Origin of the sequence: Crossiella sp. CA198 (assembly GCF_052078295.1) — a bacterium.
Classification (GTDB): domain Bacteria; phylum Actinomycetota; class Actinomycetes; order Mycobacteriales; family Pseudonocardiaceae; genus Crossiella.
The window spans coordinates 73,734-100,060 of record NZ_JBQJIM010000004.1 but is presented as its reverse complement, the minus strand read 5'-3'; the positions used below and the strand labels follow the sequence as shown (position 1 = coordinate 100,060).

Below are 26,327 nucleotides of genomic sequence, written 5' to 3'. Positions count from 1 at the left end.
TTCGCTCAGTTGCCGACCAGCCGCGCCCAGGCCGCGACCGTCGGGTTTTCCAGCAGGGTCACGAAGGAGACGTCCGCGCCCTCGGACTCCCAGCGTTCGGCCAGCACCATCAGCCGGATCGAGTCCAGCCCGGCGGCCAGGAGATCCTCCTCGTCGGTGACCGGGCGGCCCAGCAGTTCGCCCACCTGCTCGCGCAGCGCCGCGGTGGTCACGAGGCCACCCCCAGCAGGGCGTCGACCAGGGTCGCGGTGGTCAGCACCTGACCGCAGCGCTGGGCCACATGCCGCAGCGCGGCCAGGTGGTCCGCGCGGGAGAAGTCGGCCACCGCGTCGGCCACCACGAACGGTTTGACCTCGCGCATGAACGCGTCCAGCGCGGTGGTCAGCACCCCGATGTGCCCGTACACGCCGGTGACGATCAGCTGATCGCGCTCGCCCAGGAACTCGGCCAGGTCGGTGCGCACGAACGCGCTGTAGCGCCACTTGGTCATCACGATGTCACTCGGCGTCGGCGCGAGTTCGTCCACAATGGACTCGGCGCGGCGCTCCGATGGCAGGCCGTTGCCCCAGAAGTCCAGCAGCAGCCCGCGTTCGTCCTGGCTCTGGCCGCCGGGCTGGGCAGTGAAGACCACCGGGATGCCAGCGGCCGTGCAGTGCTTGCGCAACGCGTCGATGTTGGCCAGCACCGCGGGCAGCGGTGAGTCCGCGCGCGGGAAGGCGTCCAGGAAGTGGTTCTGCATATCGTGCACGAGCAGCACGGCACGGGCCGGGTCGACCCGCCAGTCCACCCGGTTCTGCGGCAGTTCCTCGGGCTCGGGTAAGGCGTAGGGCTTGATCGCGGGCAGGCCCATGGTGTTCATCCCCTCTCCAGGCGCGCACGCAACGCGGCGCGCAAATCATTGGTGCTGGTCTTGCCCACCGCGGTGGTGGGGAACTCGTCGAGGAACTCCACCCGGTCCGGCACCTTGTAGCCGGCCAGGCCGCGATCCCGGACGAATTCGCGTAACGTGCCGGCCTCGGGGACGGGCACCCCTTGCCGCAGCACGACAAACGCGCAGGAGCGCTCGCCCAGGTAGCGGTCGGGCATGGCCACCACCGCGGCGTCGTGCACCGCGGGGTGGGCGAGCAGTTCGTTCTCGACCTCCTCAGCGGCGATCTTCTCCCCGCCGCGGTTGATCTGGTCCTTGGCCCGGCCGGTCACCACCAGGTAGCCGTTGCGGTGCCGCCGCACGAGGTCGCCGGTGCGGTAGAAGCCATCGGGGGTGAACGCGCGGGCGTTGTGTTCCTCCGCGCGCCAGTAACCCCTGATGGTGTAAGGACCTCTGGTCAGCAGGTGCCCGGTTTCCCCGTCTGGCACCGGGTTTCCGTCCTCGTCGAGCACCAGGACCTCGTCGTGCGCGGAGATCGGTCGGCCCTGGGTGCTGACCACGACCTCCTCCGGATCATCGAGGCGGGTGTAGTTGACCAGGCCCTCGGCCATGCCGAAGACCTGTTGCAGGGTGCAGCCCAGGGTGGGTCGCACGCGGCGGGCGACCTCCTCGGCGAGCTTGGCCCCGCCGACCTGGAGCACCTGGAGGCTGGACAGGTCGCGGGTGCCGCGGCGGGCGGATTCCAGCCACACCAACGCGATCGGCGGCACCACCCCGGTGATGGTGACCCGGTGCCGCTCGATCAGCGCGAACGCGGTGGCCGGATCCGGGCGCGGGCACAGCACCACGGTGCCGCCCGCGTAGAGCACGCCGAGCACGCCGGGGGAGGAGAGCGGGTAGTTGTGCGCCACCGGCAACGCGCACAGGTACACCGTTTCGGTGCTCAGGCCGCAGATGTCCGCGCTGGCCCAGACGCTGTAGAGGTAGTCGTCGTGGGTGCGTGGGATCAGCTTGGGTCTGCCGGTGCTGCCGCCGGAGAGTTGCAGGAACGCCAGTTCGGCCGGATCCCTTGGTGGTAACGGGATCGGCTCGATGTAGAGGTCGGCCAGCGCGGTGTGCTCGCCGGGATCACCGGCGATGATCACCTTGGCGTTGCCCGCGACCGCGACCAGGCTGCGGTGGTCGAAGCCCTCGTGCACAGCGGTGGTCACCAGCGCGACGGCCTCGCTGTGCGCGCAGAAGTAGCCGATCTCGTTGGCGCGGTGTGAAGGCAGCGCGAACACCGGCAGCGCGCCGAGCCGGAACAAGGCGAAGATCACGTCGAAGAAGGCGGCGGTGCTGGGCAGTTGCAGCACCACCCGGTCCCCGGCGCGCACGCCGATGCCGTGCAGGCCGGCGGCGAGACGGTCGGCCCGCCGGTCCAGTTCGGCGTAGCTGACCCGGTGCTCGCCGTCGATCACGGCGGTGCGCTCGCCCCAGCGCCCGGCCCAGTCGCGCAGCAGCCCGCCGAAGGTCTCGCCGCGCCAGTAACCCAGCTCGCGGTAGCGGCTGGCGAACTCGTCTGGCCACATGGTTGTCGATCTCCGGTTGCGGTCAGGCCCCGAGCGTGGCGCCACCGTCGACGCACAACTCCTGCATCGTGATGTGCCGCGCAGCGGGGGAGAGGAGGAAGAGCACCGCGTCGGCGACGTCGGCGGGATCGGCCACCCTGGCCAGGGGAATGCCCACCCGGAAGGCGTCCTGGGCGCCCGCGATCACTCCGGCCTGGCCGCCCGCGCCCCACAGCGCGCGGCCCATGTCGGTGTCGGTGGAGCCGGGCGCGACCACATTGCAGCGGATGCCCTGCCCGGCCAGTTCCAGCCCGAGCACCTTGGTGAACATGGCGCTGGCCGCCTTGGACGCGCAGTAGGCGGCCAGTCCGGCCCTGGGCACGGTGGCGGCGTTGGAGGTCACCGTGACCACCGCGCCCGCGCCCCGCGCCGCCATCCGCCGGGTCACCGCGCGGGAGAGGTGGAACACCCCGTCGGCGTTGACCGCGAACGTGCGCGCCCACACCGCCGGGTCCAGCTCGGCCACGGGTGCGGCCTGCAGCACCCCGGCCACGTTGACCAGGGCCGTAACGGGTCCGAGGTCCTGTTCCACCTGTGCCACCACGGTTTCCACCGCTGCCGCGTCGGCCACGTCCACGGCATACCCGGTGGCGCGGTCGCCGAGCGCGGCGGCCCGCTCCCGCACGGCGTCCCCGTCGAGATCCAGCAGCGCGACCCTGGCCCCGCGGCCGGCCAGGGCATCGGCGACGGCGGCGCCGATGCCCCGGCCAGCGCCGCTGACCACGGCCACACCGCTCGTGTTCCACCCGTTCACAGTCATCCCCCAGGATGGTTAGGCTAACCTAATGCAGGTTAGGTCGGCCTAACTTAGCTGGTCAAGTCGGGGAGGCCGCCGTTGGGGCGGATTGAGATGCGAGCGATACTCACCGGATGGACATCGTCGTGGACCGTCGCTCGATCAACATGGGTGACGACGCGGAGTACCACAACCGCACCGTCCAAGTCGCCGCGGACCCCAGGGTCGCTGACGCCCTCGCCGCCATCGACCTGCCGCACTACCTGCCCACCCTGCACCGCCCGTGGCTGGTGACCTGCCAGGACCGCCCGGTCGCGGTGCTGGTCAGGGGCACGCTGCACTACGGTGGCGCGGTCCGCCCGACCGACCGGTTGGCCACCATCACCGGAACCGAGGCGACCCCGCAGTTCTACTGCCGGGAAGTGGTCGGCGATGACCCACAGCTGGCCTGGGACACGGCCATGGCGACCAGGTCGGTGCGCGAGGCGGCCTGGCTGGGGCAGCACAACGCGCACGGCGACGACCCGAGGTGGCGGCGGGTGCAGGAGGTCGTGCGCCGGGTCACCAAGCTGGCCGCGTCCCTGTCGGAGCAGGACCGGGACACCTTGATCACCGCGGCCTGGGTGCTCGACATCGGCCCGCAGAGGTCGGACATCCCCACCGGTTTCCGGCCCCTGGACGCCGCCCGGCACCTGCGCGGCTACGGCGGCGGGCACTTCAGCGAAGAGGTGATCAGCCTGGTCGCGCACCGCAGTGGAGCACGCCAGGCGGCCGCCGAACGGGGCCTGACCAAGGAACTCGCCGAGTTCCCGTTCCAGGACACGCCATTGCTGGCCCTGCTCACCAAGGCCGACCGGAGCGCGACCGGCTGACCCGCCCCCGCTGATTACCCGGGTCTGCTCGGGGCGCTTCTTTCGCGTAGTCGTCGAATATCTCCCGACTTTTCGCGGGTGGACGCTCCGGGATCATTGTTGGAGGCTTCCAGGTCCTGCACTTACTTCCCTGCAAGTGAGGACATGACAATGATCAGAAGTCTCTTCCTGCGGTATGGCGTGATAGCCGCGGCGGTCTCGGCGATGGCCTTGCTGGGGCCGGCCACCCAGGCGGGCGTCTCGGTCGGCGACCAGTCGGGTCCGGCGGTGGCCGCGTTAGGTCACCCGACCTCGGTCATCACCATCGAGCCCGGTCAGCGTGACACCGCAGCCGAGCCGGTGCTGGGCATCCAGGCCTGGCCCACGCCCAGCAGGCGCAGTTACCACATCACCAGCTCCTGTCAGCCCTACGCCGCGGCGATCCGGCGCGGCGCGGCCGCGTGGACCGGGCTGACCGAGGGTGCGGGCACGCCGGTGTCCTGCACCAACAGCTACATCACCGGCTGTGGCGGCGGCACCAATGTCGTCGGCTGCAACTGGGGCAGCGGACAGCGGATCTCGCTGTTCATGCGCGGTGTCCGGGACGGCGCGCTGCTCGCCGCGCACGAATTCGGCCACAACTGGTTCGGGCACTCAGGTTTCCGCTGCGCGGGCTGGGGCAGTGCGCAGGAGGTGATGGCGCCGTCCATGTGCGGATAGTCCCCCGACAATAGATCCGCATCGGGGTGGCGATTCACCTCCCCACCCCGATGCGGCATTCATCGTGTTGGCCGTTGTCGTACGGTGAGTTGGCCGTTGTGGACGGCGAGTTGGCCCAACTGGTACGCCGGTTTGGCCCAAGTGGGCGTACCGGTTGGCCCAAGTGGTGCGTTAGCCGCGCAGTGAGCTGACGCCTGACTCGACCACCCGCGCCGCGCGGCCCACCTCCTCGGTCACCCGCGCCCGGATCTCCGCCGGTGGATGTTCGCCCTGGAGATAGCGCCGCAGCGCGCGGGTGTGCACCTCCCACAGTCCGAGCAACGCGGTGGCCGCGATCAGCGGCTCCGGGTCCTCGGCGGCCAGCCCGGAGCGCTCGGCCAGGATCTCCGCGGCCACCGCGACCACCTTGTCCAGCTCGTCCCGCTGGTGGGCGCGCAGCGCGGGAGTGGCCCCGGCCAGCTCGAAGAAGCGGCGCATCAGGACCCGGGTCTGGGCCGGGTCGGCCTGGGCGTCCAGCCAGCCGAGCAGGTCGTCGAGTTCGCTGGCCAGGATCCGTCGCACTGCCTCGACGGGGGTGGTCGCGGGGTCGGCCAGTGCCGCGCGCAGTGAGGCGGTTGTGGTCTCCCAGCGGTCCAGGACCAGGGATTCCTTGGTGGGGAAGTAGTTGAAGACGGTCTTCTCCGAGACGCCGCAGGCTTCGGCGATCTCGGTGACCCGGACCGCCTCGAAGCCGCGCTCCATGAACATCATCGTCGCGGTGTCGGACAGCTGCTGCCGCATCTGCCGCTTCTTGCGCTCGCGCAGGCCCTCGGCGGCGGGGGCCTGATCCGCCGGGCCGCGCAGCGCCGTCCAGTTCACCGTTCGCGCCTCCATGACCGCAGCATAGTCCAGCCCCTGCATTTTTTCTGCTACGGTAATTTTATAGCTACTGAAACTAGGAGGCTGGGCATGACCAAGACCCGGATCGCGATCATCGGCGCGGGGCCCGGTGGACTGCTGTGTGCGCGGGTGCTGCAACGGCGCGGCATCGAGGTCGCCGTGTACGACACCGACCCCGGCCCGTACGCCCGCGACGCCGGCGGCACCCTGGACCTCAAGGCCGATTCGGGGCAGATCGCCCTGGAGGACGCCGGATTACTGGCCGAGTTCCGGGAGCTGGCCCGGCCCGAGGGTCAGGCCAAGACGCGGCTGGACCAGCACGGCGCCGTGCTGGCCGCCTTCGTCCCGCAGGAGCAGGATGAGGCCGCCACCGAGATCGACCGCGGCCAGTTGCGCGCCATGCTCGCCGCGCACCTGGAGCCGGGAACCGTGCGCTGGGGCCACAAACTGCGCACCGCCGCCCCGCTCGGCGCGGGCACGCACCGCCTGGAGTTCGCCAATGGCGTGCTCGCCGAGACCGACCTGCTGATCGGTGCGGACGGGGCCTGGTCGCGGGTTCGGCCGCTGCTGAGCCCGGCCACTCCGGACTATCGCGGAGTGTCCTTTGTGGAGGTTCGATTCGACGAGGTGGACCAGCGGCATCCGCGGATCGCCAAGCTGGTCGGCGACGGGCACATGTTCGCCACCGACAACGCCGGGCGGGCGATCATCGGACAGCGCAACAGCAACGGGCACGTGCGCGGCTACGTGGCGCGGCGCACTGCTCTGGACTGGCATGCCGAGGCCGGGCTGGACCTGGCGGATCGGGCCGCGGTGCAACGGTTCCTGCTCGCCGAGTTCGCCGGCTGGTCCGCGGATCTGCTGCCGTTCATCACCGACAGCGAAGGCGATTTTGTCAACCGGCCGCTCTACGCGTTGCCCGCCCCGCTCACCTGGACGCACCGGCCCGGGGTGACCCTGCTGGGCGACGCCGCGCACCTGATGACCCCGTGGGGCGGGTTCGGGGTGAACCTGGCCATGCTCGACGGCGCCGAACTTGCCCGCGCGGTGGCCGAGGAGTCCATTGTGGACACAGCGATCCAGCGGTACGAAGCCGTGATGCTGCCACGCGGCGGCGAACACGCGGTCGGCGCGAACGACGCGATGGACGGGTTCTTCGCCACCAAGGAGTTCGACCCCGCCGACATCCCGGACACCCTGGCCGAGCACCAGCACGCACTGGCCGCCGCGGCCGAGTACCGCCGCAGGCACCCGGTGGCCACCGCCTGGACCCTGCGCTTCCGCACCCCTGGCGGGGAACGGACCTTCGCGCTGGTGCTCGACACCGGCACCGCCCACCCCACCGGCACCCTTGACGGCGTGCCGATCGAGCACGGCACCCTCACCGACGGCGTGCTGCGTTTCACCGCCCGGCTCACCGCGCCGTTCCCGATGAGGTTCAGCTGCATCGCCTCCCTGGACGGCGACACCATGACCGGCAGCGCCAAGGCGCCAATGATGTCGATCGCCTTCACCGGCGACCGCGCCATCCAGGGGAGCACCCGGTGATCGAGGTGACCGACCTGGTCAAGCGCTACGGCGAGACCACCGCGGTGGACCGGCTCAGCTTCACCGTCCGGCCCGGCGTGGTCACCGGGTTCCTCGGCCCCAACGGCGCCGGGAAGTCCACCACCATGCGGATGATCGTCGGCCTGGACACCCCGACCGCGGGCGCGGCCATGCTCAACGGCCGCGCGTACCGGACCCAGCCCGCGCCGCTGCGGGAGGTCGGCGTGCTGCTGGACGCCCGCGCCACCCACCCCGGCCGTTCGGCGCGGGACCACCTCCTCGCTCTCGGCGCCACCCACGGCATCCGGACCGGCCGGGTGGACGCGGTGCTGGAACTGGTGGGGTTGGGCGAGGTCGCCCGCCGGCGCACCGGTGAGTTCTCCCTCGGCATGGGACAGCGCCTGGGCATCGCCGCCGCGCTGCTCGGCGATCCCCGGACGCTGCTGCTGGACGAGCCGGTCAACGGCCTGGACCCGGACGGCATCCGGTGGATCCGGCACCTGTTGCGCGACCTGGCCGCGGCGGGCCGCACGGTGTTCGTCTCCTCGCACCTGATGAGTGAGATGGCGCTCACCGCCGACCACCTGATCATCATGGGCCGGGGCAGGCTGGTGGCGGATCTGCCGGTGGCCGAACTGGTGGCCGCGGCGGCCCGCGGTGTCCGGGTGGGCACGCCGCGGCAGGGGGAGCTGGCCGCGGCGCTGGACGGCCCCGGCGTCACGATCACCCCGCAGGGCAACGGTGTGCTGCACGTGACCGGGCTGGGTGCGGCCGAGATCGGCCAGCGCGCGGCGCGATCCGGCATCCCGCTGTTCGAGTTGACCGCGCAGCAGGCATCCCTGGAGGAGGCGTACCTGGAGCTGACCGCGGAGGCCGTGCAGTACCAGGGCAGCTTGACCGGGAAGGCCGCCTGATGACCACGACACTGCTCGAAGTCCTTCCGGCGCAACGGATCCGGCTCAGCGCCGCCGGAGTGCTGCGCGGGGAGTGGATCAAGCTGATCAGCGTGCGCTCCAGTGCGGTGTGCCTGCTCAACGCGGTGGTCGCGATGTTCTCCGCGGTGCTGCTGCTCTCCATTCGCAGCACCATGCAGATGGCCAAGGTGGAACGGGATCCGGTGGCGACCGTGCTCAGCGGCGCCGAGTTCGCCGGACTCGGTATCGGCGTGCTGGGGGTGTTGCTGGTCAGCACCGAGTACGCCACCGGCCTGGTCCGGGTGGTCTTCACCGCGGTGCCCGCCCGGCTGCCGGTGCTCTTCGCCAAGATCGCGGCCGTGGTGCTGGCGGTGTTCCCGGTGATGCTGGTGGCCAGTGCCGCGGCCTTCCTGGCCGGGATGGGTGTGCTGGCCGCCCACGGCGGTGCGACCACGGCGCTGACCGATCCGGGCGCGCTGCGCGGAGTGGTCGGCACAGCGGCGTCACTGGCCGGGATCGGGGTGCTCGGCGTGGCCCTGGGCACCATCCTGCGCGGCACGGCGGCCGGGGTCACCGCGGTGATCGCGGTGGTGTTCCTGCTGCCCAACGTCGGCGACCTGCTGCCGCTGTCCTGGCAGGAAACCGTGCTGAAGTTCTTGCCCGCCAAGGCGATCGAGGCGTTCACGCACAGCGTCCAGGACCCGGCGCTGCTGACCCCGGCCACCGGCGCGCTGGTATTTACCGGATGGGTGGCGGCCGCGGTGGCGGTGGCGGCCCTGCGCCTGCGCCACCGCGACGCCTGAGCACCCACCCGCCACCGTGTTGGCCGTTGTCGTACGGTGTGTTGGCCGTTCTGGGCGGTGTGTTGGCCGAAATGGGCGTACCAGTTCGGCCAAGACTGTGTACGACAACGGCCAACACGCCGGCGGATCGGGGCCTGGCCTGGTTCAGCCGAACTGCACCCGGGTGCTTTCCTTGTCGGAGAGGAACAACGCGACCTGCTCGGCTTCCTCGGCCACCGCGGTCCGGTCCGCCTTGGCCAGCTTGCCCAGCGGCGTGACCAGCACGGTGCCCTCGGCTGCCTTCCAGGTCGCGGCGACCCGGCCGTCCACCAGGACCACCCGTTCGCCTGCCACGGACAGGTTGCGGTGCTCGTCGTCGATGATCCGGGTGCGGTCCTGGTAGCCGAGGATCGCGTTGTCGAAGGCGGGCAGGAAGCGCACCGGGACCGGGATGCCGGGGTCGGGACGCGGGGCCTCGGGCAGGTCCAGGAGTTCCCGGCCCCGCTCGTCCCGGAAGCTGACCAGCTCGGGGCGGACCGCGGCCACCGCGGCGGGCAGTCCGGCCAGCCCGCTCCAGGCCCGCAGGTCAGCGGGGGCGGCGGGGCCGTAGGCGGCGAGATAGCGGCGGAGCAGGACCTGGCCGACCGGATCGGCGGGGTCCTCCGGCAGCGGGTCGATCTCCCGGCCCACCCAGTCGGCGAGCAGCGCGTTGCGCGCGCCGCCCTTGGCCCGCCACAACCCGCGCGGCGGGATCTGCACCATCGGCAGCAGGGCGGTGACCAGCATTTCGCCCAGGGCCCGGTGACCCGCCGAGGGCCAGCGGTCCAGCACCGCCCTGGCCAGATCGGGCCTGGAGCGGGGTTCGCCGTCGGCCAGCACCGCCCGGCCCGCGGCGGCGAGTTCGGCCAGGTCCACCTCGGCCAATTCGGCGCGGTAGACCCCGAGCATGCGCTGGCTCAGCATGGCGTTGTGCCGGGACCGCCAGGCCAGGGCGTCCGCGGTGGTCATCAGGTGCACGGTGCCGCGCATCAGGTGGGTGCGCACCACCTGCCGACCGGTCAACAGGTCGGAGAGCACCGCGGGATCGAAGGCGGACAGCCGCGACCACAGGCCGATGAAGGGCTCCTGGGGTTCCTGGGCCTGCAACCCGCCGAGGTGCGCGACGGCGTCCAGCACCGGCAGGTCGGCGCGGTCGAGCAGGAGCTGGCGGGCCAGGGTGGCGCGGTTGAGCGCCCGGATGGTCAGCACGGTCATCACCCTAACCGCCGCACTGACATCGGCGGTGGCGTGCCGGAACACACCACCGCCCGATGCTCAGTCCGACAGGTCGACCGGCAGCACGGCCTCGTTGGCCGCCATGACCGCCCTGGCCGCCTCGGCCTTGGCGAGCACACCGGGCCAGCGCGGATCGGCCAGGTAGACCTCGTCGCGCACGTCACCGAGGTCGGTGATCAGCGCGTCGAAGACCACCCCGGCCTGCCGGAGCGGCTCGACCTCGTTGGCGCGCAGGATCTCCCCGACCGCGGCCGCCGGGTCGGACAGCACCTCGGTGTCGTCGAAGAGCACGTGCACGCACTCGTCGAGATTCTCCACGTTGCTCCGGTCCAGCCACACCCGTTCCTGGTACTCGCGGTCGGCGAGCGCGCGCACCGCCGCCAGCACCTGGAACCGCAGCCCGGGGTATCTGACCTGCCTCACTTCTCGTTCCACGCCTTCCACCGCAACCACTCCTCAAGCGGAATGTGGGTACCCAGACCGTCGTCGGAGACCTTCGTCCCCTGCGGCAGCTTGTTCCCGTTCCGGTCGACGAGACGGCCATTGTCGGTGATGCGCACGTGGTCGACCCGCTGGGACGGGAAGTCGCTGGCCGGGTTGCCCTTGTCGATGCGGATGAAGTTGCCCCTGGGGTTCTTCTCGTCAAACCACCGGACCCCTACGCCCTTCTTGGTGGGGCCGGGCAGCCCGAAGGTGGCCGGCACCTTGGTCAGCGCCCGCGCGTCCAGCCAGCCGTCCAGCGGCGGCGTCTCGGGCGCGTTCTCCCGGACGCGTTCGTTCAGCTCCCGGAAGGCCTTCTTGTTGACCAGGTCGCTCAGCTTCTCGACGATGTCCAGGCCCTGATCGAAGATCTCCTTGATCTCCTGCTGGTACTTGGTGGCCAGCGTGTTGAGCAGCCATTCCAGGTCCGCACGGGTCCGGCACAGCGGACTCTTCAGACAGGCCTTGGCGACGGTGACCACCATCGCCTTGTCCCTGGCCCGCCCGTCGACTTGGGCGCACTCGATGGTGTGCTCGGTGCAGTGCGCGGCCAGGAACTCGGTGATGGCATCGGCCTTGGCCTGGTTCGGACCCGGCGGCGGACCGATGTCCGTCCCGTCCTCATCGGCGTTGATGCCGCTGCCGCTGGCGCCCTTCTCCTTGCTCAGCGCGGATTCCAGCGCGTCACTCGCCGCCTTGGCCGCGGCGGCGGCGTGCTCGTTGGCCTCCTCCGCCGAGGCACGTGCCCTGGCCGCCGAGTCCGCCGCCGAGGCAGCGGACGCCTTGGCCTGCGCCGCCGAGGTGGACGCGGCCGCGGCCGAGCTGTCCGCCGACCAGGACGCCCGCTGCGCGGAAGCCGCCGCGGCCCTGGCCTCCTTGGCCGACTGCGCGGCCTGCGCCGCCGATGCCTCCGCGTCCCGGGCGGACCTGGCCGCGTCGTCCGCGTGCACCTGCGCCTGCGCCGCGGCGGCCGCGGCCTGACGCTTGTACTCCTCGGCGGCTTCCGCGGCCTTGTTGGCCACCGCGGCCACCCGTTGCGCCTCGGCCGCGTCGGCCCCGGCGGTCGAGGCGAACCGGGCCGCGTCGGCGACGTAACCCTTGACCCGCGCCTCGTGCGCCGCGGTGTCCTGGTCCCGGCGCTGCGCCCGCAGGTGCTCGACCTGGAGGAAGTCGACCAGCATGCTCGGCGGGCCCTCCAGGGCGATGGCACCGGCCGCCTTGACCTCTTCCTTGCCCGCGGTCATCAGCTGGGCGACCCGGATCCGGTTGTCCTGCTCGGCGGCGATGTGCTGACCGCGCAACAGGAATTCGGTGCGGTCGGCGTCGGTGCCGTTGAGCGCCCGGTTGCCCGCGTCCTTGGTCGCGGAGCCGCCGTTGTGCATGAGCACGCCGATCGCGACCCGGTCGTCGTCCTGCTTGCCCGGGTAGGCCCTGGTGCGCTCGAAGTCCAGCACCGCCACGTGATCGCCACCCAGCGCGGTGGCCGCGGCCGTGCGCTGCGCGGTCTTCGGCGCGTTCATCGCGAGGTACTCGACCCGGGACCGGTCATCCAGTTCGGCGGCCAGCTGCCGCTGCCTGGTGACGAACTCGCGCACCTCGTACTCGGTGCCGCCCAGCGCGCTGTAGGCGAAGGCCCTGGTCCACGCGCCGCCGGAGCGGGTCAGGTGTGCGGCGGCCTGCCTGCCCTTGGCCGCGACCACGGCCAGCTCAGTGCCGGGCGCCGCGGCCTCGGCCAGCAGCCGCTTGGTCTCGGCCTCGGTCCGCCTGCCCTCGACGCTCGCCCAGTCCTCGTGTTCCTTGCGGTTGAGCCAGTTCTCCTTGGCCAGCCTGGCCTCGGCCTTCTTCGCCTCGGTCTCGGCGGTGAGCCGGTTCGCCTCCGCGTCCCGCGCGGTCTTCTCCACCTCGGCGGCGGACCTGGCCGCCTTCGCCGCGGTCTCGGCCGCCTTGCTCGCGTTGCCCGCGTGCTCGGTGGACTTCCTGGCCGCGGTGGCCGCGTCCCCGGCGTGTTCGGCCGCGTCGGCTGCCGCCGCGGCCGCCGCCCTGGCGTGCGCGGCGGCGTCGATGGCGTGCGCCTTGGCCGCGAACGCGGCCTTGGCCGCCTCCGAGGCCAGCCCGGCCGCGTCGTTGGCGGCCCGCTTCGCCGCACCCGCCGCCGCCCGCGCGGTGGCCGCGGCGCGCCTGGCCTGCTCGGCCTCCGCACCGGCCACATTGGACCCTCCGGCGGCCTGTTCCGCGGCCGCCGCGGCCAGTTCGGCGTTGGCTGAGGCACCGCCCGCGGCCGCCGCGGCCTGACCCGAGGCGGTGGCCGCCCGGCCCGCCGCGTCGGCGGCCACCACCGCGGCGTCCACCTCCAGTGCGACCTGCGCCGCCTCCTCGGCCATCCGGCGGGCCACACCCGCCGCGGCGTTGTCGGTGGCCGCGTTGGCCGCCGCCTGGTAGGCGCGGGCGGCGGCCTGGCTGGCCAGCACCGCCGCACTCGCCGCGCGGGCGGCCGCGCCGGCCGCCACCCTGGCCGCCTGGTTGGCGGTGGCGGCGGCGCCGATCGCGGTCCGCGCGGCCACCGCGGCCCGCCCGGCCGCATCCGCCGCCCGGCCTGCCGCCTGGGACGCGGCGGTCGCCGAATCCTTGGCCGCCGCCGTTTCCCGCGCCGCCAGCTCGGCCGCTGCCTTGGCCAGTTCGGCGGCCTGGACCGCCTGATCGGATGCCTCGGTGGCCAGCTCGGTCTCCGCCTTCGCGGTCGCGCCGGCCTCCTTCGCGGCGGCCACCAGCTGGGTGAGGGTCAGCGTCTCCTGGTCGCGTTCCCGCGCGATGTGCTGACCGACCGCCAGGTAGTCCCTGATCTCGGGCAGGCCGCCGCCCATCGCGACCTGCGCGGTCCGCTTCACCTCCGGCCCGCCCGCGGCCATGATCTGGGCCAGCCGGACCCGGTCGTCCTCCTCCTGGGCCCGCTGCACCCCGGTGGCCAGGAAGGTCTGCCGCGCGGCGTCGTCACCGGCCAGCGCCCGCTGCCCGGCCTCGTGCACCGCCCGCCCGCCGACGGTCATCAGCTGACCGATCCGGACCCGCTGGTCCTCCCGCGAGGGCACCACCCAGCCACCGGCCAGGAACTCCCTGACCTGGCTGATCCCACCGGCCATCGCCCGGCTGCCCGCCTCCCGGACACCCCGCCCGCTCGCGGCCATGAGCCTGGCCAGCCGGACCCGGTCGTCCTCCTCGGTCGCGGCCGGTTGCCCGGTGCTGAGGAAGGCCCGGACCTCGGCCTCGGTGCCGAGCAGCGCGGCCTCGGCGGCCCTGGCCGTGCCGGGCCCGCCGGTGCGCAGGAACTGCAGCGCCTTGGCCCGGTCGGTGGGCGGCAGCGGTGCGGCCGCGGCGGCCTCGGACGCCAGTGGCACGCCCGCGACCCCGGTCAGCACCGCGACCGCCAGTGCGGCGGCGGTCAGCCTGGACGCGATGCTCATGCCGTCACCCGGAATTCGAGCAGGGTCGCGTCCGGGCCGCCGGTGCCCTCGCCAATGGGGGTCCAGTCCTGCCCGTTGAGGCGCACGGTCTTGGTCTCGGTGGCGGTGCGCAGCACGACGTCGGTGGTGAACAGGCCCTTGGCGAAGTAGGCCTTGGGCAGCTCCATGGTGATGAACCCGGAGTTGCCCTCCAGCTTGAAGCAGTACTGGCCCGCCTGGTTCGGCGAGCCGTCGGTGCGCCGCTGCACGGCCAGCACTCCCTCGACACCGGTCCGCGGGCAGTCGGTCAACGTGATCTTCCCATTGCCCTTCTTCAGCCGGATGCCCTTCTCCTGGAAGATCTTCTCCGCCCCGGGGTAGTCGTACTCCTCCTCCAGCGGCGGCGGGTCGTCAGCGGCAGCGGCGACCGGCACGCCGGAGATCAGCACGGCGAACACACCGGCCAGGGACGCGGACAGGACAGAACGAAGGCGCACGACAAGAACCCTCACGGCTCAGTGACAGCAACTCGCCTCGGCACGACTGTGCGAGACCCCCGACAGGCCGGAATTACAGCATGTAACAGTTAGGGCGTCCAGAGGTCCGCAACACACATCGTCGAGTTGGCCAAAGTCGTACGCATAGTTGGCCCAACTGGCCGTCCCACTTTGGCCAACTCGACGGACGCCATCGGCGGAGGCGGCGGGCAGCTCGGCGAGCAGGTCCTTGGCCTCGGCGGACCGGGTCACCAGCCAGCGGGGCACCCCACCCCAGTTCTCCATCCGGTGCACCTGTCCAGCGGCTCAACCCGCTGATCCAGCCGCGCTCCCTCGCTCCCACACGATGATCTCACCGTGCTCGCTGCCACTGGCCAGGAGCACGGTGCCGTCGGCCAGGGGCAGGGCGGTCAGGGCGCCCACACGGGCGGTGTGGCCCTCCAGCTCGCGGAGGAGTTCGCCGGTCGCCGGGTCCCACAGCCGCACCTCGCGGCCGTCTCCGGCGGTGGCGAGCAGGGTGCCGCCATCGGAGGCCGGTACCGCGACGAGCGACCAGGCCGAGCGGTCGGGGACGCGGAAGTCGTTGTGCGGCAGGCCGGTCAGCGGATCCCACAGGCGCACGTGGTCCTGCCCTGCGGCCGCGAGCAGGGTGCTGCCGTCCGGCCTCGGCACCAGCGCCAGGGCGTACACGCCGCGGTGGTCGAGTTGTCTCACCAGCTCGCCGGAAATGGGGTGCCACAACCGGATTCCGTCGTCCTCGGCGCTGGCGACCAGCGGCACACCCTCCGGCGTCGGCAGCACGGCCAGGGCCGCGATGTTGTCGGCGTTGTGCCCGTTGAGTTCGTAGGCGTACTCGCTGTCGAAAGCCGGGTTGCCGACCTCCAGCAGATCAACGTACCGCTCGTTCTTCTCCATCGGCGAGGCATAGTCGTCGTAGTCGTAGCCCTCCCTGAGCTGGGACGCGCCGCGGGCGAGCAGCCGGGTGCCCTCCGGCAGCACCAGCACTGCCAGTTCGTGCCCGCCGTCCTCATGCCGGGACATGTGCACCAGCGTGTCCTCCTCGCCCGAGACGAGATTCCACCGCCGCACCGTCCGGTGGTCCGAACTGATCAGGATGGTGCTGCCGTCCGGCATCGGCATCGTGGTCAGCGCCATGACCTGGAGTTCGTGCCCGTGCAGTTCCCGGTGCAGTTCGCCGGTGACCGGATCCCACAGCCGCACAACGTGATCGGCGCCCCCGCTGGCCAGCAGGGTGGATCCGTCGGGCATCGGCACCGCCGCCAGCGCGCGCACCTCACCGGTGTGCCCCGCGCTGGTGCCGCGGAGGCCACCGGCGGCCAGGTCCCAGAGCCGGATCGCGCTACTCACCACGGTGCTGTCCTCGCCCGCGGTGGCGAGCAGAGTGGAGCCATCGGACATCGGCACCGCGGCGAGGGTGTGCACCCGGCCCGGACTGCCTTCGAGTGTGCTGTGCTCGACCCCGGTCCCGGGATCCCACAGCCGCACCACCCGGTCCTCGCCGCCGCTTGCCAGCAGCATGCCGCCGCCGGGCGCCCGGCGGCGGCCAGGCAGTGGACCGGGCCGAGGTGGCCGTGCCGTTCCCGGCGCAGCTCACCGGTGACGGGATCCCACAACCGCACCACGCATGGCTCGCTGAAGCTCAGCATGGGGTTGCGGTGGTAGTCGTGGCCCGCGCCCGCGAGCAGCACGGTGCCCGTCGGGCATCGGCATCGCCGCCAGCGCGTACACCCGGTTGAACTGGGGCAGCGGGAACCTGATGTCGCATTGCGTGCCGCTGACCGGGTCCCACAGCAGCACGCCGTCGTCGCCGCCGCTGGCGAGCAGGGTGCGGCCATCGGGCATCGGCAGCACCGCCAGCGACCAGACCGTGTTGCGGTGGGCGGTGAGTTCAGCGCGCAGTTCACCGGTGACCGGATCCCAGAGCCGCACCGCCTGGCCGGGACCGCCGCCGGCGAGCAGTGCCGTGCCGTCCGGCATCGGCACCACCGCCAGGTCGTACACCTTCTCCACGTTGGGCGGGTAGTCGAAGTGGCTGTGCGGCGTGCCGGTGGCCGGGTGCCACAGCCGCAGGCAGTCCTCGCCCGCGGTGGCCAGTACGAGGGTGCCGTCCGGCAGCACCAGCGAGGCCAGCGCCTGCACGGGCTTGGTGTGGCCGTGGAGTTCGGCGCGCAGTTCGCCGGTGCTGACATCCCGCAGCCGCACCACGTATCCCTCCCCGGTGCTGGCGAGCAGGGTGGAGCCATCCGGTAGCGGCACGGCGGCCAGGGGATGCGGATAGGCACTGCTGTGCTCCAGCAGGCGATGCGAGGTGCCGCGCCACAGCGCGTGCCGGGCGTGCCAACCGATCGGTCGGTTGAGGCGCGCCGCGAGCTTGTGATGGCCGACCTTGAGTGCCGCCACGCGCAGGGCGTCCAGGCGGTCGGCGTCGGAGCGCCAGGCGTTGGCGGCCAGTTCGACCACCGCGAGCGTGGCCGAGTCCGTGGTGTGCTGACGCAGGCGCAGCAACGCGGGCACCGAGGTGACCGCGAGGAAACCGGGCTCTTCCAGGAGCCGGTCCAGGCGGCCGCTCAACGCCGCGTGCTCGGCCAGGTGTTCGCGCGCGTAATGCGGCAGCGACGTCCAGTCATGTTGCGGCGTAAGGGAATCAGCCAGTCGTCCGTGTGCCTCGCGGGTGGCGGTGGCGAGGTCGTGCGCGAGTTCCCGGAGCTGATCGTCCGCGGCCGCGCCGGTGCAGAAGTCGCGTAGACTCTGGTGCCGCAACGCGTAGACGTCCGGATCGCCCTCCGCATCCGGGCGGGCGGCCAGGAACGGCTTGAACGGCCCGCGCAGCAAGGCTTTCACCCGCGCGAGGTCAAGCCCGCCCCAGGACGCGAGCTGACGCGCCGGTAGCGGACGGCGGGCCGCGGCCAGCAAAGCGAGCAGTGGGAGACCGGTCGTGGGCCAGTCGGGCTGAGTCTGCCAGCGCTGGATGTTGTTGGCGTAGAAGCCCGCCAGGCCGGTCGGCAGGTTCTCGATCGCACCGGCCGGGTGGCCGTCGCGGAGCTGGTCCAGCACCGAGGCGGCGTAGATCCACACCCCGCCGGCGCGCTCGGCCAGCACCCGGCAGAACCGTTCGGTGGACAGTCCGGCCGCGCTGATCGCCTGGGCCAGCCGGGTATCCCGCCGCGCCACCCGATCCAGGAAGTCAAGCAGGTCCTGGCGGTTGGCCGGGCTTTCCACCTCGATCCGCCGGACCCGGCCGAGCCCGGCGGGCAACGGCGTCCCCGGCCGGGCGGTCGTGATCAGCACCGTGGCCGGGGGCAGCTGCCGGGGCAGTCCGAGCGGGAGATCGCCGGGCTGGGGCGGGGGAGCCTCGTCGAGCCCGTCCACCAGCAGGACCACCGGCGTGCCAGGGGCGGTCTCGTCCCGGCGGCGGGCGGCGTTGACGAGTTGTTTGGCCAGCCAGCCGACGCTGTCGTGACCGGCCGGGAGCACCCCGCCGGGGGCGGACTCGGTGAGGTCCCAGCGGGCGATGAGCTGGGCGACCAGGTTGGTGCGCGCGGTTTCCGGGGCGGTGCCGCCGGGCAGCCGGGTCACGTGCGTCGGGTAGTCGCGGGTGAAGGCGAGGTAGGTGGCCAGCGCGGTCTTGCCCATCCCGGCCTCGGCCTCGATCAGCAGGTGGCCGCCGACCCGGTCCCGCACACAGCCCGCGATGAACTCGTCGATCTCCTCGATCAGCCAGCCACGCCCGGTGAACAGCCCGACCAGGTCAGCGGGGTTGCGCGGGTCCACCAGCCGGAGGTCGGCGGGCAGCAGGTCCAGGCCCAGGGTCGCCTCGCGGAGTTGCCGGAAGTCGCCGTGGAAGTGGATGTCCCTGGCCTGCACCACCGGACCGAAAACCTGGCCGCTGACCGTGTTCGTCACCTCGGCCTGCCCGGCCTCCTCCTGAGCCACACGTCACCTTGACATCCTCTCCGCCCTAAAGGAAGGAGATCTCCTCCACGCTGCGCGTGAACCACGCGGCGTCCGGGTGGGTTACCGCTTCACTGCGCGACGCCAGCACAGCTGCTGGTCTTACTCGCGCTCCACGGTCGTTTGAGTTGTCCGCCTGTCCGGCGGCCAACACGTTTTTGGCTGCGTTGATGTCCCGGTCGTGGCGGCTCCCACACAGACAGTCCCACGACCGGATCGACAGATCCATCTTGTCGCTGATCCGGCCACAGCCGGAGCACATGCGGGTGGACGGGAAGAACCGGTCCACCCTGGCGAACGTGCGCCCGTACCGGGCGGCCTTGTACTCCAGCATGCTGGTGAAGCTGGCCCAGCCCGCATCGTGCACAGACTTCGCGAGCCGGGGCCGGCCGAGACCGGCCACGCACAGATCCTCGACATAGACCGCTTGATTGTCGCGGATGATCGTCGTGGACAGCTTGTGGTGGAAGTCCCGGCGGGTGTCGGCCACCCGAGCATGGGCGCGGGCGAGCGCGACGACGGCCTTGCGGCGACGGTTCGAGCCCTTGGTCTTGCGCGAGAGAGCTTTCTGCAACTTGCCGAGCCTGCGGGCGGCCTGCCGCAGGAAACGCGGTGCGGCGACCTTCGTGCCGTCCGAGAGCACTGCGAAGTGGGTCAGCCCCAGATCGATCCCCACCGCGGAATCCGAGGATGGCAACGGATCCTCCGTCACCTGCACGACAAACGACGCGAAGTACCGGCCAGCCGCGTCCTTGATCACGGTGACGCTGGAGGGATCGGCAGGGAGCCGGCGGGACCAGCGCACGGGCAAGTCGCCGATCTTCGGCAGCCGCAGGCGGCCGTTGTCCAAGACCTTGAACCGGGCGTTCTTCGTGAAGCGGATGGCCTGCCGGTTGTCCTTGCGTGAGCGGAACCGTGGTGGTGCGACCTTGCGGCCCTTGCGCTTGCCCGACAGCGAGGCGAAGAAGTTGCGGTAGGCCACGTTCAGGTCGGCCAGGGCCTGCTGCAACACCACCGCGGACACCTCGGAAAGCCACACCCGCTCCAGCGTGCCCTTGGCCTGGGTGATGACCTGTTTGGACAGCTCGCCGTCGGACAGGTACGGCAGCCCGGCCTCACGGGCTTCCTGCCGTGCGCGCAGCGCGTCGTTGAACACCACCCGTGCGCAGCCGAACGCGCGGGCCAACGCGATCTGTTGGCCTGGCGTCGGTTTGACGCGGTAGTTGTACCGGAGCTGCACCACTCCATTCTATGGAGTTAGTTTCATGGCCGAGTTCAACGGCGAAGCCAACCACGTGCACCTGCTGGTCAACTTTCCATCCAAGGACGCCCTCTCGGAACTGGTCAACAGCCTCATGGGGGTGTCCTCCCGGAGGATGCTGCAGGAGTTTCCCGACCTGGTCGGTCACTACGGCACACTGGCCCGCATTCCGGTACCCGACCAGGGCCGCCGCGGTCAGAACAGGCCAGCCCGCTCGTCGACGGTGTGCGTTGGCGTGCCCAGGAACACCTCGGTCCCCTCGACGCCGTAGCCGATGTTGAGCGTGTCCAGCCGGTAGTTCCAGTCGCCGCTGCAACAGCTGACGAACCGGTAGTTGACCTGCCAGCGTAGCCATTCGCCCGGCCCGATCCGTCGCGCGGGCGGGCGTCGCCAGCGGCGCGGCATCCCGTACGGCGTCACTTCGAGCTGGATCCGCAGCAGCCCGTCGGCCTCCTGGAGCTTCACCGGCGGGTCCGGGAGGTCTTCATCCCGGATGTCGAAGCGCGGCTGGAAGTCGCTCCGCTCGTCCATCCGCACCTCGTGGGTGAACGGCGGCCGCCGGGCCGGGAGCGCGAACGCGGTCGGCGCGGCGTTGCGCAGGGTGGCTGCGGCACCGCCCCGGGACTGCTTGGTCCACGAGGTCTGAACGCACTGGACGATCGCCTGCATGGCCACATCCTCGGCCACCGCCTCGGGGCTCGCGACCGAATTTCCCCCGACCCGCTGACGTGAATTGGCGATGTTCTTACTCTGCGCTGTCCATCTCCTGTCCTGGCGCTAGCTCGCTCACCCGAAAGTGGAGTCAACACCCACTGAGCGGGACAGAGGAGAAGCAATGCGTCGTACCAGCAAGGGCGTTCGAGTCGCGGCGGTCAGCGCGGCGTTACTGGCCACCGTCACGGCCACCGCGTTCACCGGCACCGCGCTCGCCCAGCCCCAGCCCGCGAACGGCGCACCGGGCTGGGAGGTCGGCCTGCACGTTGGCAGCAGGCCGAGCGAGCGGGAGATCGCCGCGTTGTTCGAGAAGTGGAACGCCGCGCTGGCCACTGGCAAGCCGAACGTGGTGGCCGACCTCTACGCGCCCAACGCGGTGCTGCTGCCCACGGTGTCCAACGAGGTGCGCACCACCCGGGCCGGCATCGTGCGCTACTTCGAGACCTTCCTGACCAAGCGTCCCAGCGGCCGGATCCTCAGCTCCACCATCACCGTGCTGGATCGCAACACCGCCACCAGCAACGGCACCTACCGCTTCAGCTTCAACGACGGGTCCACTGTGGACGCTCGGTTCAGCTACGTCTACGAGAAGGTCGGCGGCCGGTGGCTGATCGTCACCCACCACTCCTCGGCGATGCCGGAGAAGTAACCCCGCGCCCCGCCGCCCGCAGGGTGATCCACACCGCCAGTCCGCCGCCGGGAGCCGGTGCCAGCCGCACGTTCCCGGCGGCGTCGGCGATCAGCTGCTTCACGATGGCCAGGCCCAGACCCGAGCCACCCCGGCCGGTCAGGCCCTGGCCACGCCAGAACCGGTCGAAGGCCCTCGCCCGTTCCGCCTCGGACAGGCCGGGACCCTGATCCAGCACCACCAGGGTCACCCGGTCGCCCTCGGCGGTGGCGCGCACGGTGACCGCGCCGCCGTCGGGGGAGACCTCGATCGCGTTGGAGAGCACGTTGTCCAGCACCTGTTCCAGGTGGCCGGGCGCGGCCAACGCGTGCGGGTCCTCCTCGGGCAGCTCGGCCAGCAGGCGCAGGCCGCGTTCGGCGGCCACCGGCGTCCACACCTCGAACCGGTCCCGGATCAGCTCGGCCACGCCCACCGGTTCCGGCGTGGCCACCTGGCCCTCGGCCTTGGCCAGCGCGAGCAAACCGTTGACCAGCCTGCTCATCCGCACCACCTCGGCGGTGGCGGTGTCCACGTCCTCGCGGGTGTGCTCGTCGGTGATCTCCTCGCCGATGTTGTCCAGGGACAGCCGCAACGCGGTCAGCGGGGTGCGCAGCTGGTGCGAGGCGTCGGCGACGAAGGCGCGTTGCGCGTCGACCAGGGTGCCGAGTCGTTGCGCGCCGGAGTTGAGGGTGCGGGCCAGGGTGCGGGTTTCCGGCGGGCCGGTCTCGGCCGAGCGGGCACGCAGGTCGCCGTCGCTGAACCGGGCGGCCATCGTGGTCAGCTCGCGCAGCGGCCGGGTCAGCCTGCGCGCGACCAGCACCCCGGCCGCGGCGGCCACCACCAGCACGCCGATGGCCAGGGCGGCGCGGAAACCCCAGATCTGCCACAGCCGCAGCTCCAGGGGGGCTTCCGGGTAGTGGACCCGTACCGACCCGGCCACGGTCCCGTCCGGCCTGCGGGCGGGGACGGTGAGCACCAGGGCGTCCGCGCCGAGCACGGGGGAGTGGGTCCACCGCGCGGAGTTGGTGCCTGCCTTGGCTTCCGGTGAGTCCGCGGGCAGCAGTTCGATCCGGCCCAGGGTTTGCTGCTGGTAGGCGCCTACCAATCGGTCGAGAGCCTGCCGGGAGGGTTCGTCGGGGGCGGCCAGCAGCAGGGCGACCGTGTCGGCCTCGCGGCGCACGGACAGCTCCAGGTCGCCTTCCAGCTGGGCGGTGAGGGTGAAGGCGACCGGCACGGTGAACGCGGCGATGGCCAGCGCGATGAGCAGCACGTAGCTGGCGACCAGCTGGCGGATCATGCGGAGACGACCAGCCGGAAGCCGACCCCGCGCACGGTCTCGATGGCGAAGGCGCCGGGGAACTTCCGCCGCAGCGAGCCGATGTGCACGTCCAGGGTCTTGGTGGGGCCGAACCAGTTGGCGTCCCAGACCGCTTCCATGATCTGTTCCCTGGTGAACACCGCGCCCGGTTCCTCGGTGAGGAAGGCCAGCAGGTCGTACTCCTTGGGCGTGAGCAACACCTCCGCTCCGTCCAAATAGGAGCGTCGGCCGCGCCGGTCCAGGGTGAGCTGGCCGTACCGGTCCGGCTGGGCCTGCGCGGCGGTGTCGGCGGGGCGGACCCGGCGCAGCACGGCCCGCATCCGGGCGATCACCTCGCGCACGCCGAAGGGTTTGGTGACGTAGTCGTCCGCGCCGATCTCCAGCCCGACCACCCGGTCGACCTCGTCGCTGCGCGCGCTGATCACGATGATCGGCACGTCCCCGCGGGCCCGCAGCTCCCGGCACACGTCCAGCCCGTCGGTGTCGGGCAGCCCGAGGTCCAGCAGCACCAGCTCCGCCTCGGCCGCGGCCAGCGCCTCGGCGCCGGTACGCACCCAGTCCACCTCGAAGCCGTAGCGGCGCAGGCCCCGGCGCAGCGATTCGGCGATCGGCTCGTCGTCCTCAACCAACAGCACTCGCACGCGCGCATCCTCGCACGTCCACGCCACCCCGGCTGACGTGCGTGGACAGGATCCGCGCGGCTACCGACCGGTCGGTCGGTAGCCGCGCGGATTCACGACAGCGCGCGGGTCTGCGTCAGACCAGGGCGGCCAGCGCGGTGGTGCGGGGGTGCGCGGGCAGCACCGCGCGCACCGGGTCCAGGCAGGCCGCCTCCGCCTCCCGCCGCAACAACGCCAGCAGCGCCGCCCTGGGCAGCACCTCGGTGACCGCCTGCACCGCTTCCCTGGATCGCGCCACCCACCGGTCCGCGCCGGGTTCGAGCAGCGCGAGGTGCGCGGCGGCCACCGCGGCCCGGATCGGGTGCGCCCGGCTCTGCCCGCACACCGCGCGGAAGGCGGCGCGGGCGGCGGTGGTCTCGCCGAGGCGGCGGTAGGCGATGCCGAGCAGGTTGGTGGCCGCGGCCCGCAGGTCGTCGGCGGCCAGCTCCTCGGCGATGCGCTGCACCGCGATCAGCCCACCGGCGGCCGCATCCGGGCTGAGCCGCAGATCGAGGTAGGCCAGGCGCAACTGGGCGTAGCCGCCCTTGACCGGGGTGTGCCCGGCCGCCGCGGTGTCCCTGGCCGCCGACCAGCGTGCGTGCGCCCGGGACAGCTGCCCGGCGTGCTCCTCGGCATCGCCGAGGCGGAGCTGGGCGTGCACGATGCCGAAGTGGTCGCCGGAGCGCACGGCGAAGGCCAGACCGCGCCCGGCCGCGGTGATCGCGGCGGCCGGATTGCCGTCGCCGCGGTGTTTTTCCGACCAGACGCCGTCCAGCACCGACCGCGGCCAGGGCCTGGTCTCGGTGGCCAGTGCGGTCTCCGCCTCGGCCAGGCAGGTCGCCGCCTCGGCCGGTGCACGCAGCCGCACCGCGAGCGCGGCCACCGCCACCGCGGTGCCGCGCTTGAGTTTCGGGTGGTCGGTGGTCAGCCACATCCGGCGCACCCGCTCGGCCGCGGCCCACGGATCGGCGAGCCTGCCGGAGAGCTTGCCGAACCAGCCAAGCCAGCTCAACGCCAGCGCGAGGGGATACTCGGCGTCAGGTTCGGCGAACGCGTCGTGGCAGTCCACCGCCCGCCCCAGCCACTCGCAGCCCTCGGCCTCCCGCCCGCTGATGTGCCAGAAATAGCCCAGCAGCGCGTGCAGCCTGAGCACGCGGGTACTGGCTTTGCGGCTGAGCAGCCAGCTGCTCGCGCCCCGCAGGTCCGGCAGCTCGTCCAGCACCCTGGTCATCAGCTCGTGCTGCCGCGGCCCGGCCAGCTGCTCGCCGACCTCGCTCGCCAGCGCCAGCATCGCCCGCGCGTGCCGGTCCCGCAGCTCGACCTCCCGTTCACCGTCCACAATGGACAATGCGTAGTCCCTTACCGTCTCCGGCATGCGGAAGCGGGTGCCGCCGGGCGCGGACACCGGGGTCAGCAGGGACCTGTCCACCAGCCGGGCCAGCACGCCGAGCACCTCGCCGGGCGGCAGATCCGGCTCCGCGCACACCAGTTCCGCGGCGGCCAGACTCGCCCCGCCGTGGAAGACCGACAGCGCCCCGAACACCCGCCGCTCCACCTCCGGCAGCAGTGCGTGACTCCAGTCCAGCACCACCGGCAGGGTGTGCTGCCGGGAAGTGTTGTCCAGCAAGCGGAATCGGTCATCCAGCTGGGCCTCGATCTCGGCCACCGGCAGCAGCCGGGTGTGGGCCGCGGCCAGTTCCACCGCCAGCGGCAACCCGTCCAGCCGCGCGCACACCCGCTGGATCGCCGCACTGGTGACCGCGTCACCCGGCAGCACCCGCGACCCGGCCCGGTCCCGGAACAGCTCGGCCGCGGCCGCCACCGGCAATGGCCGCAGCGGGGCGAGTCGTTCCCCGGCCACGGACAGGGCCTCGCGGCTGGTGGCCAGCACCCGCAACCGCGGGCAGTGTCCGAGCAGGGTGTGCACCACCGCGGCCGCGTCGGCCGGCACGTGCTCGCAGTTGTCGAGCAGTAGCAACAGATCCCGGTCCCGCAGGTAGGCCAGCAGCCGGTCAAGGCCGGGTCCGGCGGGCCCGCTGCCAGTGTCGCCTTCCTCGGGCAGCAGGGCGGCGGTGATCGCCTCGGCGACTTGGCCGTTCCTGGGCAACGCGGCCAGTTCCACCAGCCACACCCCGTCCGGGTACCGCCCACGCGAGCGGTGCGCCACCTCGTGCGCGGTACGGGTCTTGCCCACCCCGCCGGGCCCGCACAGTGTGACCAGGCGATGCCGGTCGAGCAACCCGGTCAGCCCGGCCAGCTCGTGCTCCCGCCCGATGAGCCCGCCCGGCGACTGTGGCAGATTTCCTTGCCGCCTGGGCGATTCACCGTGTTCGGCCCGCAGGATGTCCAGGTGCAGCTGCCGCGGTTCCGTGCCCGGCTCGACCCCGAGTTCCTCGGCCAGCCGCTCCCGCAGACAGTCGTAGACGTGCAGTGCCTCGGGCCTGCGCCCGGCCCGGTGCAAGGCGGTCATCAACTGCCCGGCCAGCCGCTCCCGCAGCGGGTGCTGGGTGGTCAGCGCGGCCAGCTCGGGGATCAGCGCCGCGTGCTCGCCCAGCGCCAGCTCCGCCTCGGCCACCGCCTCCACCGCGGTCAGCCGCGCTTCGGTCAGCCGCGCGCGTTCCCCACCGGCCAGGTCCAGCCCGGCCAGCGCCGGTCCCCGCCAGCGGTTCAGCGCGGCCCGCAGGACGGTGGCGGCCGCGTAGTGCCTGCCCAGGGCCAGTTCCGCCCTGCCCGTGGCGAGGTCGGCGGCGAACTCGGCCACGTCCAGCTCACCCGGCCGCACCACCAGCCGGTACCCGCCGGGCTCGGACAGCAACCGCGGCTCCAGGTCCACAGTGGACAGTGCGGCGCGCAGCTTGCCGACCTGTACCAGCAGCGCGTTCACCGGATCCTTGGCAGTCCCGTCCGCCCACACCGTCTCCAGCAACCGGGCCCGCGTCAGCACCGCGGGCGCGGCCAGTGCCAGCAGCGCCAGCACCGCCCTGGCCCGCGCCCCTGGCAGCGCGATGGGCCGGTCCGCCGAGTCGAGCACGGCCACCGGACCCAGGAGCTGAAAGCGCATTCCCGGGAGTATTCACAGCCATCGGTGAGAGCGCTACCATGGCCCTGACCTGCAACGAAAAGTCTGATCCAGGTCAGG

At 72.1% G+C, this 26,327-nt stretch carries 22 protein-coding genes and 1 pseudogene; 7 read left to right on the top strand and 16 right to left on the bottom strand.

All coding sequences use genetic code 11. The annotated features are described in order from the left end of the window. Positions 1-5 precede the first annotated feature (5 nt). The 4 genes from ACTOWY_RS07760 to ACTOWY_RS07745 are packed head-to-tail and all read right to left on the bottom strand — an operon-like array spanning position 6 to position 3,238. The gene (locus ACTOWY_RS07760; RefSeq protein WP_185005707.1) at positions 6-212 is read right to left on the bottom strand and encodes a phosphopantetheine-binding protein; all 207 of its coding nucleotides are present in this window, start codon (positions 210-212) and stop codon (positions 6-8) included. Beyond that, positions 209-859, bottom strand: a complete 651-nt coding sequence (locus ACTOWY_RS07755) for an isochorismatase family protein (RefSeq protein WP_441308926.1) — start codon at positions 857-859, stop codon at positions 209-211. Before ACTOWY_RS07755 ends, ACTOWY_RS07760 begins: the two co-directional genes overlap by 4 nt. After that, the gene (locus ACTOWY_RS07750) at positions 856-2,439 is read right to left on the bottom strand and encodes a (2,3-dihydroxybenzoyl)adenylate synthase (protein WP_441308925.1); all 1,584 of its coding nucleotides are present in this window, start codon (positions 2,437-2,439) and stop codon (positions 856-858) included. Before ACTOWY_RS07750 ends, ACTOWY_RS07755 begins: the two co-directional genes overlap by 4 nt. A gap of 22 nt (positions 2,440-2,461) precedes the next feature. Further along, complete coding sequence (locus ACTOWY_RS07745; RefSeq protein WP_441308924.1) at positions 2,462-3,238, bottom strand: 2,3-dihydro-2,3-dihydroxybenzoate dehydrogenase; 777 nt, start codon at positions 3,236-3,238, stop codon at positions 2,462-2,464. 110 nt (positions 3,239-3,348) lie between these two features. On the opposite strand from ACTOWY_RS07745, the gene ACTOWY_RS07740 reads away from it, so the two are divergent. Both ACTOWY_RS07740 and ACTOWY_RS07735 read left to right on the top strand, forming a co-directional pair. Next, positions 3,349-4,086: a hypothetical protein gene (locus tag ACTOWY_RS07740; protein WP_441308923.1), complete on the top strand. Its 738-nt coding sequence runs from the start codon at positions 3,349-3,351 to the stop codon at positions 4,084-4,086. 150 nt (positions 4,087-4,236) lie between these two features. Next, entirely contained in the window at positions 4,237-4,785 is a 549-nt protein-coding gene (locus ACTOWY_RS07735) for a hypothetical protein (RefSeq protein WP_441308922.1), read from the top strand. A gap of 171 nt (positions 4,786-4,956) precedes the next feature. Here the strand turns inward: ACTOWY_RS07735 and ACTOWY_RS07730 are convergent, their stop codons facing one another. After that, positions 4,957-5,658: a TetR family transcriptional regulator gene (locus tag ACTOWY_RS07730; RefSeq protein WP_441308921.1), complete on the bottom strand. Its 702-nt coding sequence runs from the start codon at positions 5,656-5,658 to the stop codon at positions 4,957-4,959. A 75-nt stretch (positions 5,659-5,733) separates the two neighbouring features. On the opposite strand from ACTOWY_RS07730, the gene ACTOWY_RS07725 reads away from it, so the two are divergent. From ACTOWY_RS07725 to ACTOWY_RS07715, 3 genes are read left to right on the top strand one after another with little or no spacing between them, the layout of a single operon-like run. Beyond that, positions 5,734-7,212 (top strand): FAD-dependent oxidoreductase, encoded by a 1,479-nt coding sequence (locus tag ACTOWY_RS07725; protein WP_441308920.1) that lies wholly within the window; start codon positions 5,734-5,736, stop codon positions 7,210-7,212. After that, the gene (locus ACTOWY_RS07720) at positions 7,209-8,126 is read left to right on the top strand and encodes an ABC transporter ATP-binding protein (protein WP_441308919.1); all 918 of its coding nucleotides are present in this window, start codon (positions 7,209-7,211) and stop codon (positions 8,124-8,126) included. Before ACTOWY_RS07725 ends, ACTOWY_RS07720 begins: the two co-directional genes overlap by 4 nt. Next, positions 8,126-8,929 (top strand): ABC transporter permease, encoded by an 804-nt coding sequence (locus ACTOWY_RS07715; protein WP_441308918.1) that lies wholly within the window; start codon positions 8,126-8,128, stop codon positions 8,927-8,929. Before ACTOWY_RS07720 ends, ACTOWY_RS07715 begins: the two co-directional genes overlap by 1 nt. A gap of 144 nt (positions 8,930-9,073) precedes the next feature. Here ACTOWY_RS07715 and ACTOWY_RS07710 read toward each other — a convergent pair whose 3' ends face one another. From ACTOWY_RS07710 to ACTOWY_RS07680, 7 genes are all read right to left on the bottom strand, one after another. Beyond that, positions 9,074-10,162 (bottom strand): winged helix DNA-binding domain-containing protein, encoded by a 1,089-nt coding sequence (locus ACTOWY_RS07710; RefSeq protein WP_441308917.1) that lies wholly within the window; start codon positions 10,160-10,162, stop codon positions 9,074-9,076. A 60-nt stretch (positions 10,163-10,222) separates the two neighbouring features. Continuing rightward, positions 10,223-10,606, bottom strand: coding sequence for an SCO4402 family protein (locus ACTOWY_RS07705; protein WP_441308916.1), 384 nt, complete (start codon positions 10,604-10,606; stop codon positions 10,223-10,225). Then, on the bottom strand, positions 10,603-14,121 hold the full coding sequence (locus ACTOWY_RS07700; RefSeq protein ID WP_441308915.1) for an ALF repeat-containing protein: 3,519 nt from the start codon (positions 14,119-14,121) through the stop codon (positions 10,603-10,605). Before ACTOWY_RS07700 ends, ACTOWY_RS07705 begins: the two co-directional genes overlap by 4 nt. Beyond that, positions 14,118-14,597, bottom strand: coding sequence for a hypothetical protein (locus tag ACTOWY_RS07695; protein ID WP_441308914.1), 480 nt, complete (start codon positions 14,595-14,597; stop codon positions 14,118-14,120). Before ACTOWY_RS07695 ends, ACTOWY_RS07700 begins: the two co-directional genes overlap by 4 nt. A 306-nt stretch (positions 14,598-14,903) precedes the next feature. Then, positions 14,904-16,136 carry a WD40 repeat domain-containing protein gene (locus ACTOWY_RS07690; RefSeq protein WP_441308913.1) on the bottom strand — a complete coding sequence of 411 codons (1,233 nt, stop codon included), beginning with the start codon at positions 16,134-16,136 and terminating at the stop codon, positions 14,904-14,906. A gap of 72 nt (positions 16,137-16,208) precedes the next feature. Then, positions 16,209-18,551, bottom strand: a complete 2,343-nt coding sequence (locus ACTOWY_RS07685) for a hypothetical protein (protein ID WP_441308912.1) — start codon at positions 18,549-18,551, stop codon at positions 16,209-16,211. A 25-nt stretch (positions 18,552-18,576) separates the two neighbouring features. Then, entirely contained in the window at positions 18,577-19,809 is a 1,233-nt protein-coding gene (locus ACTOWY_RS07680; RefSeq protein WP_441308911.1) for an RNA-guided endonuclease InsQ/TnpB family protein, read from the bottom strand. 19 nt (positions 19,810-19,828) lie between these two features. Between ACTOWY_RS07680 and ACTOWY_RS07675 the strand changes: the two are divergent. After that, positions 19,829-19,969, top strand: a pseudogene (locus tag ACTOWY_RS07675) (transposase); the annotation flags it as partial. A 56-nt stretch (positions 19,970-20,025) separates the two neighbouring features. Here the strand turns inward: ACTOWY_RS07675 and ACTOWY_RS07670 are convergent. Beyond that, positions 20,026-20,499, bottom strand: a complete 474-nt coding sequence (locus ACTOWY_RS07670; RefSeq protein WP_441308910.1) for a hypothetical protein — start codon at positions 20,497-20,499, stop codon at positions 20,026-20,028. 166 nt (positions 20,500-20,665) lie between these two features. On the opposite strand from ACTOWY_RS07670, the gene ACTOWY_RS07665 reads away from it, so the two are divergent. Beyond that, entirely contained in the window at positions 20,666-21,193 is a 528-nt protein-coding gene (locus tag ACTOWY_RS07665; protein WP_441308909.1) for an SgcJ/EcaC family oxidoreductase, read from the top strand. Here the strand turns inward: ACTOWY_RS07665 and ACTOWY_RS07660 are convergent. The 3 genes from ACTOWY_RS07660 to ACTOWY_RS07650 all read right to left on the bottom strand — a co-directional run bounded on the left by ACTOWY_RS07660 (position 21,159) and on the right by ACTOWY_RS07650 (position 26,249). Next, entirely contained in the window at positions 21,159-22,508 is a 1,350-nt protein-coding gene (locus ACTOWY_RS07660) for an ATP-binding protein (protein WP_441308908.1), read from the bottom strand. The genes ACTOWY_RS07665 and ACTOWY_RS07660 overlap by 35 nt on opposite strands. Continuing rightward, positions 22,505-23,170 (bottom strand): response regulator transcription factor, encoded by a 666-nt coding sequence (locus ACTOWY_RS07655; protein ID WP_441308907.1) that lies wholly within the window; start codon positions 23,168-23,170, stop codon positions 22,505-22,507. Before ACTOWY_RS07655 ends, ACTOWY_RS07660 begins: the two co-directional genes overlap by 4 nt. Before the next feature lie 115 nt (positions 23,171-23,285). Continuing rightward, entirely contained in the window at positions 23,286-26,249 is a 2,964-nt protein-coding gene (locus tag ACTOWY_RS07650) for a BTAD domain-containing putative transcriptional regulator (protein WP_441308906.1), read from the bottom strand. Positions 26,250-26,327 lie beyond the last annotated feature (78 nt).

What these genes read in the sequence shown, in the direction of transcription:
- ACTOWY_RS07755 (WP_441308926.1), bottom strand. Translation starts at nt 859, where the DNA reads ATGAACACCATGGGCCTGCCCGCGATCAAGCCCTACGCCTTACCCGAG.
- ACTOWY_RS07750 (WP_441308925.1), bottom strand. Translation starts at nt 2,439, where the DNA reads ATGTGGCCAGACGAGTTCGCCAGCCGCTACCGCGAGCTGGGTTACTGG.
- ACTOWY_RS07745 (WP_441308924.1), bottom strand. Translation starts at nt 3,238, where the DNA reads ATGACTGTGAACGGGTGGAACACGAGCGGTGTGGCCGTGGTCAGCGGC.
- ACTOWY_RS07740 (WP_441308923.1), top strand. Translation starts at nt 3,349, where the DNA reads ATGGACATCGTCGTGGACCGTCGCTCGATCAACATGGGTGACGACGCG.
- ACTOWY_RS07735 (WP_441308922.1), top strand. Translation starts at nt 4,237, where the DNA reads ATGATCAGAAGTCTCTTCCTGCGGTATGGCGTGATAGCCGCGGCGGTC.
- ACTOWY_RS07730 (WP_441308921.1), bottom strand. Translation starts at nt 5,658, where the DNA reads ATGGAGGCGCGAACGGTGAACTGGACGGCGCTGCGCGGCCCGGCGGAT.
- ACTOWY_RS07725 (WP_441308920.1), top strand. Translation starts at nt 5,734, where the DNA reads ATGACCAAGACCCGGATCGCGATCATCGGCGCGGGGCCCGGTGGACTG.
- ACTOWY_RS07715 (WP_441308918.1), top strand. Translation starts at nt 8,126, where the DNA reads ATGACCACGACACTGCTCGAAGTCCTTCCGGCGCAACGGATCCGGCTC.
- ACTOWY_RS07710 (WP_441308917.1), bottom strand. Translation starts at nt 10,162, where the DNA reads ATGACCGTGCTGACCATCCGGGCGCTCAACCGCGCCACCCTGGCCCGC.
- ACTOWY_RS07700 (WP_441308915.1), bottom strand. Translation starts at nt 14,121, where the DNA reads ATGAGCATCGCGTCCAGGCTGACCGCCGCCGCACTGGCGGTCGCGGTG.
- ACTOWY_RS07690 (WP_441308913.1), bottom strand. Translation starts at nt 16,136, where the DNA reads ATGCTGCTGGCAAGCGGCGGCGAGGACCGGGTGGTGCGGCTGTGGGAT.
- ACTOWY_RS07670 (WP_441308910.1), bottom strand. Translation starts at nt 20,499, where the DNA reads ATGCAGGCGATCGTCCAGTGCGTTCAGACCTCGTGGACCAAGCAGTCC.
- ACTOWY_RS07665 (WP_441308909.1), top strand. Translation starts at nt 20,666, where the DNA reads ATGCGTCGTACCAGCAAGGGCGTTCGAGTCGCGGCGGTCAGCGCGGCG.
- ACTOWY_RS07660 (WP_441308908.1), bottom strand. Translation starts at nt 22,508, where the DNA reads ATGATCCGCCAGCTGGTCGCCAGCTACGTGCTGCTCATCGCGCTGGCC.
- ACTOWY_RS07650 (WP_441308906.1), bottom strand. Translation starts at nt 26,249, where the DNA reads ATGCGCTTTCAGCTCCTGGGTCCGGTGGCCGTGCTCGACTCGGCGGAC.